The organism is Nostoc sp. CALU 546 (assembly GCF_048836525.1).
On record NZ_JAWJTF010000306.1, the window covers coordinates 1 to 2,403 of the forward strand.

The window sequence follows — 2,403 nt, forward strand, 5'->3', positions numbered from 1 at the left end:
CGGTTTTATTACCGGTAGTGTATCGAAGTAAGGCTTATATAGCATCAGCCCTGGCAAGCTTCTGCAAAGCTAATAAAGCCCTATTTTTAACAAAAAATGTGTTTTTTTCGTTCCGAGCTATTTCAATTAAAGTTTCGACGATATCAGCAGCAGCACTATCAATCTCTACGAAAAAATCTATGGCAATTTTTTGGGCGAAAGGATTTTGATGGTTAATTAAGGATCTCACAGATTGAGCATCGCCAATTGCTGCTACAGCTTTAGCCGCACTTAATTGAACATACCAATCCTCATGATTTATAGCTTGTCTCAGCTTTTCAGCCGTCTTTGAACATACCTGAGCGATCGCCTCAATAATGGATTGAATAAAATCTGCTTCTGGATAAACTTCCCAAAACTCATAAATTTGTTCGATAGTTTTTGTGACTAAACCCGTTTTGAGGAAGCTTTCTCTACATTCAGCAATACAGCGGCCTGCTAATAGCAAATGTGTTCTGAAAATATCATCTTTCTCTTTTGTGATCTTCTCAAGCAGAGGAAGCGGATCTTTCATCAATCCTGCCATTAAACTCAAAGTTTCATGCCAGTCATATTCCCAAAAATGTGCCTTAGCTAGCTCAATTCCATCCTTGGCTCTATCCTTGGCTTGGCGTACCAGATATTTTGCTGTCAAATACTCCTGAAATGTGTAATGCAGAAACAAGTACTGGTTGCCATCCTCGTATAACTTCCGCAAAATGCCATCTTCTTCTGAGAGTACTGTGATTAACTCGTGTGTAGTAGCTCCTTTAAACTCTGAATGAACTTGATCCCCATGTAAGTACTCCTCAATCCATTGATTGAGGTCATCCGCCTCAAACGTATCCTGCTCGGCACAAGTAAAGTGGTAAGCAAGCTCTTCGAGAAGTTGCATCTTTGCTTCTTTGCTGAATTTCTGTTGTGAATATCTGCGATTTTGTTTTTCCAGTATGTACTCCACAGCCTTCTCATACACTTGGCAACGTTGGGCAAGCATCAATCCCTTATTCTGATAAAGCCTGCAAATCAAAGACAACAGCAACGGATTCTGTGCTAATCCCCTGATTTGAGCTTTACTTCGTAACCCTCGAATCAGTTGTGGTGCAGACACCGATTGATCACTCGAATGTTCTTCTGCATTGTTAAACCAAATGTTAATGTAACGGTTAATCTGCTTCTCATTAAACCGAACAATTTCTACCTCCTTTGCCTCAGTAATAAACCCCTCTTCATAACCAACGATTCGAGAAGTACAAATAATGAGTGAGTCAGGATAGTGCCTGACAAATCGGTTCAATTTTTCTTTTAGCTCGAACCTTTTGTTATCAATTCGAGGTACTTCATCTAGTGCGTCTAACAACAGGAGACACTGCCCTTTCTTCAATTTTTCCCGCAAGAATCCCTGTATATCTTGTTCAGGTTTGCAATAATTTCTATGAATCAGCTTCGGAATTGCATCAATTAACTCCTCCGAGGATTTCGCCAACTCTGATAATCTCAGAGGCAACGGTAGAATAATATCTTCCGGTGACTTGCGGTTATCGATCAACTGCTCTCGTTCGTGTCGAGCAGTTGTTATTGCTTCCATGTTCAACAGAGTAGATTTACCCATACCTGGGTCAGCCAATACCATGATAATTTTATGCTGCTTATGCTGCTGTTTGAACTCCTCCCAATCGACTTGCTGCCGTCTAAGTTCTTCTCGTCCACCCTTAACTGCATAGATTTGCTTGAGTTCTTTCTCTGATTGTGTTTTTCCATGGCTTTTAACCTGATGGTGTCCTTGGCATTCCAATGTTACTTGAATCGGAATGTACTGGTCTTTTGAGACAATCGGTTGCTTGAACTGGTTAGATTTTTTTTCAACATCCTCCAAAAATCGGCAGACTCCTTCCTTTGTCACCTTTGAACTTATAGATGGTAACTTCTGGGATTGCTGTTGCAGGACTTCCCGTACTATTAAAACAATGCTTTCCCGATCAGCACTTTGATGAATAACAATATCCCTTGCTTGGTTAATGGCAACATTGCCCTGACCTTCCTGCTGTGTCCACTGTTGATTAGCTTTTAAGTCAGAGAAAACAGCCTCACGTTCGTCTTCAGGCAGTGATTTGATGCGTGCATTCAAATTCTCTAGGCTTTCCTGCGGTTTGTCATTCTGATTCATAAGTCACCTACAAAAAACTTTGAGTATGCTTAAGTAAGTCGGCGCAAATAATCATCACTCGTTTGTAGTTGCGCTTGGCTAACGCCATGCTGTGCGAACAGCGCTAAAGCACAACTACAAGCCAAATACAGAGATTTTACTTTTCGTTACATAGTTTGGTTTTTTCTCGCCGACTTACTTAGCCCTCTTCTGTCACTCTCCGAAAACATTTGCCATTT

General features: G+C 40.9%; 1 protein-coding gene. It reads right to left on the reverse strand.

The window, feature by feature from the left end:
- Positions 1-34: 34 nt before the first annotated feature.
- On the reverse strand, positions 35-2,185 hold the full coding sequence (locus RRG12_RS43055) for an NACHT domain-containing protein (RefSeq protein WP_420763281.1): 2,151 nt from the start codon (positions 2,183-2,185) through the stop codon (positions 35-37).
- Positions 2,186-2,403 lie beyond the last annotated feature (218 nt).

Bases quoted from the DNA above. Each gene is read 5' to 3' on its own strand.
- RRG12_RS43055 (WP_420763281.1), bottom strand. From the start codon at position 2,185: ATGAATCAGAATGACAAACCGCAGGAAAGCCTAGAGAATTTGAATGCA.